At 37.4% G+C, this 6,726-nt stretch carries 6 protein-coding genes; 5 read left to right on the plus strand and 1 reads right to left on the minus strand.

Features of this window, described 5'->3' with window-relative positions:
• The 5 genes from LC457_RS09860 (at position 1) to LC457_RS09880 (ending at position 6,567) form a co-directional block, all read left to right on the plus strand.
• Positions 1-1,452, plus strand: coding sequence for a RagB/SusD family nutrient uptake outer membrane protein (locus LC457_RS09860; protein WP_223599690.1), 1,452 nt, complete (start codon positions 1-3; stop codon positions 1,450-1,452).
• A 75-nt stretch (positions 1,453-1,527) separates the two neighbouring features.
• Positions 1,528-2,919: a glucoamylase family protein gene (locus tag LC457_RS09865; RefSeq protein WP_223599691.1), complete on the plus strand. Its 1,392-nt coding sequence runs from the start codon at positions 1,528-1,530 to the stop codon at positions 2,917-2,919.
• A gap of 41 nt (positions 2,920-2,960) precedes the next feature.
• Complete coding sequence (locus LC457_RS09870) at positions 2,961-3,668, plus strand: prolyl oligopeptidase family serine peptidase (protein WP_223599692.1); 708 nt, start codon at positions 2,961-2,963, stop codon at positions 3,666-3,668.
• A 79-nt stretch (positions 3,669-3,747) separates the two neighbouring features.
• Positions 3,748-6,075: a beta-glucosidase BglX gene (gene bglX / locus LC457_RS09875; RefSeq protein ID WP_223599693.1), complete on the plus strand. Its 2,328-nt coding sequence runs from the start codon at positions 3,748-3,750 to the stop codon at positions 6,073-6,075.
• Positions 6,076-6,168: 93 nt separating this feature from the next.
• Complete coding sequence (locus LC457_RS09880) at positions 6,169-6,567, plus strand: hypothetical protein (RefSeq protein WP_223599694.1); 399 nt, start codon at positions 6,169-6,171, stop codon at positions 6,565-6,567.
• Between the two features lie 60 nt (positions 6,568-6,627).
• Here LC457_RS09880 and LC457_RS23495 read toward each other — a convergent pair whose 3' ends face one another.
• On the minus strand, positions 6,628-6,720 hold the full coding sequence (locus LC457_RS23495; RefSeq protein WP_223599152.1) for an IS3 family transposase: 93 nt from the start codon (positions 6,718-6,720) through the stop codon (positions 6,628-6,630).
• Between the last annotated feature and the right edge of the window lie 6 nt (positions 6,721-6,726).

A 6,726-nucleotide genomic window follows, 5' to 3' on the forward strand; every position in this document is an offset into this window, starting at 1 on the left:
ATGAACAAGAAATATATCATAGCAGCTGCGTTTTTAATTTTAGGAGCTGTTAACCAAAGTTGTAGTAATGACTTTATAGATGTATCACCTACAGAAGCAATTCCTGAGTCTGCATTGGGTGAAATATATAATAATGATGCAGGGGCAAATAGTTTAGTTACGGCTATTTATGCTAAATTTTTAGATTGGAACATGAGTACGTTTGCTTGGATTGGGGTTACATCAATTGTTTCTGATGATGCAGATAAAGGTTCAAGTGCAAGTGATTCAGGCTCGGATAAAGATATTTTGGATGCTTTGACATTTACACCCTCAACTCCATCATTTAAAGAATTGTTTGCATCGAATTATCAGGGAATTAACAGATGCAATCAGGCATTGAAATATCTTCCTCAATTAGATAAAGCTGATCCGCAATTACGTGAAAGGTTAGCTGGGGAAGCTAAATTTTTAAGAGCATTTATGTATTTTACTTTAGTAAAATCTTTTGGAGGGGTTCCATTGGTGGACCACGTTCCTGTAACTGGGGTTGAAGCAGATAAATTGATGACACTTACAAGAAAAAGTAAAGAAGAAATTTATGCATTTATAGAAAAAGACCTTAAAGACGCCGCAGCAGTTTTGCCTTCCGGAACCGGAGGACAAAGAGCTACAAAAGGTGCTGCTCATGCACTTTTAGCTAAGGTTTATTTATATCAGAAGAAATGGCAGTTGGCTGTGGATGAGACTAATTTGGTTACAGGTTATTCATTGACCCCTAACTTCCAGGAGATTTATAAAGTTTCAGGAGAAAACAATGCTGAATCTATCTTTGAAATTAATGGTAGTGGAGGAACAGCAGGAAGAGCAATTCAACAGTATAGTCAGGTTCAGGGAGCAAGAGGTACTACAGGCTGGGGCTGGGGATTTGCTACACCTACCCAAAGTCTGTACGATGCTTACTCTGCAACAGATTCAAGAAGAGATGCAACGATTATCCACAGAGATATGACATTATATGATGGGTATTATGTAGGTCCAAATACTGAAAATAAATTCTATAATTATAAAGCTTATTCTTCAAATTATAGAGATCAGGCTTCAACTGATGTAAATATTCGTTATTTGAGATATGCTGAGGTATTATTAATTAAAGCTGAAGCAATGAACGAATTAGGACAAACTTTAGCTGCTATTCCTTTCCTGAATCAGGTAAGAAACAGAGCTAATATTGGAAATACTCCTGTATCATCTCAGGCAGATGTAAGATCAGATATCTGGAAACAAAGAAGATTGGAGCTTGCTTTTGAGCATGATAGATGGTTCGACCTTGTAAGAACCGGACAAGCACAAACAGCAATGGCAGCTGATGGTGGTAAAAAATTCATCGTTGGAAAACATGAAGTATTCCCACTTCCACAAGACTTCATAATGGAAGCTGGTGGATTGTCTGCTCAAAATCCTGGATATTAAAATAAACCATAAACATTAGAGGAGAATGAAAGTTCTCCTCTTCTTTTAGTTAGAAACCCTATAAAAAGAGATCTCATGAAAAGGAACGTATTATCAATGGCTATCACCTCTTTATTTTTTGTATATTCCTGTAAAAATGCTCCTGTAGCCCAACAGGAAGTTGGAAAAATCGAAGCTGTAAAAAGTACTATTACTGATGAACAGCTGATGGATAGAGTACAGAAAGATGCCCTGAAGTATTTCTGGGATTATGCAGAACCTAATTCAATGTTAGGAAGAGAGCGTTATCACGAAGATAATATTTATCCGGATAATGATAAATATGTTATCACTACAGGAGGTTCAGGTTTTGGGCTGGCAACTATTCTTGTGGGTACAGAAAGAGGATTTGTTCCGAGAAAAGAAGCCGTAAAAAGACTTACTCATATTATGGATTTCCTGGCTAAGGCAGATCGCCATAAAGGTGCCTGGTCACACTGGATCAATGGAGAAACCGGAAAGACGGTTCCTTTTGGCAAAAAAGATAATGGCGGGGATCTTGTGGAAACTGCATTCCTTACTTCGGGAATACTGATGGTCCGTGAATACTTTAAAAACGGAAACGCAGAAGAAAAAGCACTCGCTGCAAAATGTGATGAACTATGGAAAGGAATTCAATGGAGCTGGTATACAAAAGGAGGCGAAAAAGTTCTCTATTGGCACTGGTCACCGGAATACCAATGGGAAATGAACTTTCCTCTGGAAGGATATAATGAATGTCTTATTACCTATATTCTGGCTGCATCTTCACCTACCTATTCCATTGATGCTGAAACTTATTATAAAGGCTGGACGAGAAACGGAACTTACCTTACAGACAAAACAAAATACGGATTACCTCTGTATGTAAAACATAATTACGCTGAAGAATACGGCGGACCGCTTTTCTGGGCGCAATATTCATATATCGGACTGGATCCTACGGGATTGTCTGATAAACTTGTCAAAAACTATTTTGATATCAATAAAAATCAAACCCTTATCGACTATAAATACTGTGTTGAAAACCCAAAACAATGGAAAGGCTACGGACCTAACTATTGGGGATTGACAGCCGGTTATACCAGAAATGAGGACGGAAGCACAGGATATACGGCTCACATGCCTACGAATGATAACGGAGTGATAACTCCTACAGCTGCATTGAGCAGTTTCCCTTATACCCCGAAAGAATCAATGGCTTTCCTGAGATTTATTTATACTCAAAAACCTGAATTTATAGGATCCGCAGGCCCTTATGATGCTACCTCTATCAATTACAACAATTGGTTTACCCCAAGATATCTGGCGATAGATCAGGGAACAATAGCACCAATGATTGAAAACTACAGATCGGGATTCCTTTGGAAGTTATTTATGAATGCCCCTGAAATTCAGCAGGGATTAAAAAAACTAAGCTTCCAGTCAGCCAAATACGGAATAAAATAAATTCAGTATAAATGGGCTTTAGCCAAAACCTAAATAACAATATGAAATTAAAACTGAAACATCTCCCACTTTTACTGCTCCCACTTTCATTACAGGTGAATGCACAGGAGATAAAAGCAGAACTCAATAAAGAAATTAAAAGACAGGAAAAAATATCCTATATTCTGGATTATCCTCAGAATACAAAAGGGAATGTACCATTAATAGTCTTTCTTCACGGTTCAGGAGAACGCGGAACTAATCTTGATTTAGTCAAAGCTCACAGTCCGTTTACCTACAAAAACCTGATCAAAGAACCGGTGGCTATTCTTGCACCTCAATGTCCGGAAGGAACGTGGTGGGATACGGTTACCGTGTATAATCTGATCAAAGAAATTCAGAAAAAATATAAAATTGATGCTTCCCGAATTTATCTTACAGGACTTTCTATGGGAGGATGGGGAACATTAAAACTGGCAATGGAGCATCCGGAAATGTTTGCAGCAGTAGCTTCAGTTTGTGCTCCTACAGATCAGGTAATGACCGCTAATATTCATCAATTTAAAGATTTGAATATGAAAATATTTCATGGTGGTATGGACGATATCGTATTACCTGCCAATGCCTTTAATTTTTATCAAAAACTGCATCCGGTAAATCCGACCGCAGAATTGGTTATTTTCCCGAATGACAATCACAATTCTTGGGATTCGGCCTATTCAAACCCACAGCTCTATGAATGGATGCTGTCGAAAAAGAAAGAAAAATAATCTGACACACAATGATCGAAAGATAAACCCATCGAATTAAAGCAAAAAAATATAAACAATAATTTAAGAAGATAGATTTATGAAAAAGTTAATTGTAATCGCCACCTTAGCATTGGCACCTGTATTTTCCGCGCAGGAAATGGTAACGAAGCCCGTTCAGTCTTATCAGACGGCTCAATATCAGGCTAAAAAGAAAGCTTTTGTAGACAATCTTTTAGCTAAAATGACATTAGACGAAAAAATTGGTCAGATGAACCTGCCGACTTCCGGAGATTTTACTACAGGACAGGCACAAAGTTCTGATATCGGAAAGAAAGTAGAGCAGGGACTGGTAGGAGGTCTATTCAATATAAAAGGAGCAGATAAAATAAAAGCTGTTCAGAAAGTAGCTGTAGAAAAAAGCCGTCTGAAAATTCCTATGATTTTCGGAATGGATGTTATTCACGGTTATGAAACGACTTTCCCTATTCCTTTAGGATTAGCTGCTTCATGGGATATGAATCTTGTACAGCAGTCTGCCAAAGTAGCCGCCAGAGAAGCTGCTTCAGACGGAATCAATTGGACATTCTCTCCAATGGTAGATATTTCCCGTGAACCAAGATGGGGTAGAGTATCGGAAGGTTCCGGTGAAGATCCATATTTAGGAAGTGAAATTTCTAAAAATATGGTATATGGCTACCAGGGGAAAGATCTTGCCAATGGAACCAATATCTTAGCATGTGTAAAACACTTTGCACTATACGGAGCCGGAGAAGCGGGAAGAGATTACAATACAGTTGATATGAGCCATGTAAGAATGTTCAACGAATATTTTCCTCCTTACAAAGCTGCAGTAGACGCAGGAGTAGCTTCTGTTATGGCTTCTTTCAATGAGGTGGATGGCGTTCCTGCAACAGGAAACAGATGGCTTCAGACTGAAGTATTGAGAAATCTATGGAAATTTAAAGGCTTTGTAGTAACAGACTATACCGGTATCAATGAAATGGTAGATCATGGTATGGGAGATCTTCAGCAGGTTTCCGCTTTAGCTTTAAAAGCAGGCGTTGACATGGATATGGTTGGAGAAGGTTTTTTAACAACATTAAAAAAATCTCTGGCAGAAGGAAAAGTTACACAGGCTGAAATTGATATGGCGGCAAGAAGAATTCTTGAAGCAAAATATGACCTGGGTTTATTTGATAATCCATACAAACATGGTGATGCCAAATTAGCAGCAAAAGAAGTTTATAATATGGAAAACCGTAATATAGCAAGAAGTGCTGCTGCTCAATCAATGGTGTTATTGAAAAATGAAAATCAGGTATTACCTTTAAAAAAATCAGGAACGGTAGCGGTAATCGGGCCATTGGTTAATAATTCTATGAATATGGCCGGAACCTGGAGTGTTGCTACAAAACATGCCTCTTCAGTTTCTTTAATGCAGGGATTGCAATCAAACTACGGAAAAGAAGTTAAGTTTTTATCAGCGAAAGGAGCAAACATAGATTATGATGCTAAATTAGAAGAAATCTATGCAGCTCACGGGAAGAAAACAGACAGAGACAACCGTTCCAAAGAAGAACTTTTAAAAGAAGCCGTGGACGTTGCCAACAAAGCTGACGTTATTGTTCTTGCGATTGGAGAATCTGCGGAAATGAGTGGAGAATCTTCTTCAAGAACAGAAATTACCATTCCTCAGTCTCAGGTTGATTTATTAAATGAACTAAAGAAAACCGGAAAACCTATTGCAATGGTTCTTTTCACAGGTCGTCCATTAGCTTTAACTAATGTAAAAGATACTCCGGATTCTATTTTGAATGCATGGTTTGCAGGATCTGAAGCAGGAAATGCAATTGCAGATGTTTTGTTCGGAAAAGTAAATCCATCAGGAAAACTTCCAATGACTTTCCCAAGAAGCCTTGGTCAGGTTCCAATTTATTATAATGCTAAAAATACGGGTCGCCCGCTGAGCCAGGATAAAGTAGATAAATGTACTTACGAAAGATTCCGTTCCAACTATATGGATGAGTGTAATACGCCGTTGTATTCTTTTGGATATGGACTAAGCTATACAAAGTTCAATTATTCTGATATTGCAGTATCCAATACCAATCCGAGAGGAGACCAGGCTATTCAGGCATCCGTTACAGTAACCAATAATGGAAATTATGATGGTGCTGAGGTGGTTCAACTGTATATCAGAGATATGGTAGGAAGTATTACAAGACCTGTAAAAGAATTGAAAGGCTTCCAGAAAGTATTTTTGAAAAAAGGAGAATCCAGAAAAGTAACTTTCGATATCACTCCTGAAAATTTGAAATTCTACAACGGAGATTTGAAATATGACTGGGAATCAGGCGAGTTTGATATTATGATCGGAACCAGCTCAGCTGAGGTGAAACACTCAAAAATCAATTGGACGAAATAATAAAGAAAAAAGTTTTCACAGAAATGTGTATTATGTCTTTTTTGGCATGATTTTTAATAATACCTCGGTAATTACTATTATATGCAAATCGACATGAAAAAAACAATTTTATTAAGCACAATATTTCTGGGTTCTTTAGCATTCGCGCAAACAACTCAAATAAAAGGTGGTGACAGGGATGCACACGGTTGTATTGGTTCGGCAGGATATACTTATTCTCAAATCAAGAAAGACTGTGTAAGAACTTTTGAACAGAAAATTAAACTGACAGAGGTAGCCCCAAAAGAAAGTTATACTTCAATAGCTGCCGTTATTTTCAGTAAAGACATGAAAAAAGCTGAGGTTTTCATTAAAGATGCTGATACAGGAAGTATTATTCTTACCAGAGCAGGCGGTAAAGCCAAAGCATGGAAAAAGGATGGATATGTATTGGTTCCTTACAAAAAAAGCGGATATCAGCTTAAAAAGGATAATATTGTAATCTATCAGTAAGATCAGATTTCAAAGTAAAAAACCACTCGGAATAGAGTGCACCCAAAAGTTTAGACAAAATTAAATAATCTTTTGATAATAAAGAGTTCGATATTCTATCGGACTCTTTCCTTTTAAATTAATTCTTATCCTATCATTATTATAATAGTCAATATATTG

Source organism: Chryseobacterium sp. GVT01B, from assembly GCF_019970045.1.
Classification (GTDB): Bacteria; Bacteroidota; Bacteroidia; order Flavobacteriales; family Weeksellaceae; genus Chryseobacterium.

Coding starts and splice junctions, on each gene's coding strand:
- LC457_RS09860 (WP_223599690.1), top strand. CDS start 1: ATGAACAAGAAATATATCATAGCAGCTGCGTTTTTAATTTTAGGAGCT.
- LC457_RS09880 (WP_223599694.1), top strand. CDS start 6,169: ATGAAAAAAACAATTTTATTAAGCACAATATTTCTGGGTTCTTTAGCA.
- LC457_RS09870 (WP_223599692.1), top strand. CDS start 2,961: ATGAAATTAAAACTGAAACATCTCCCACTTTTACTGCTCCCACTTTCA.
- bglX (WP_223599693.1), top strand. CDS start 3,748: ATGAAAAAGTTAATTGTAATCGCCACCTTAGCATTGGCACCTGTATTT.
- LC457_RS09865 (WP_223599691.1), top strand. CDS start 1,528: ATGAAAAGGAACGTATTATCAATGGCTATCACCTCTTTATTTTTTGTA.